1 protein-coding gene is annotated in these 255 nt (G+C 62.4%); it reads left to right on the forward strand.

Annotation, left to right across the window (positions count from 1 at the left end):
- Window positions 1-27: 27 nt before the first annotated feature.
- Window positions 28-255: hypothetical protein (locus SB822_RS58875; RefSeq protein WP_410859346.1), on the forward strand; the 228-nt coding region annotated here is incomplete at its 3' end.

Consider the following 255-nt stretch of genomic DNA (forward strand, 5'->3'; position numbering starts at 1 on the left):
GACCCAATTCGCATCAGCGCACACGGCATGGACTTCCAGATTCGCTCGAGTGCGACGACTACGACCTTGGGCGTTGAGCTGACCGGAGCCGTCTATGTACGCATCCTTCCGGCGGAGGATGAAGTAAAACCCGGGGGACGGCTTGAGGCCACGTTCCCGCTAACAAGGGAGGCGCGCGCCGAAATCCGAAGCAAGGTCAAGGAAGCGCTGGCCAAGCTCGTCGCCGAACTGCCCGGCGGCAAGACGAATGCGGAG

It is taken from the genome of Paraburkholderia sp. SIMBA_054, assembly GCF_046534875.1.
GTDB lineage: Bacteria > Pseudomonadota > Gammaproteobacteria > Burkholderiales > Burkholderiaceae > Paraburkholderia > Paraburkholderia hospita.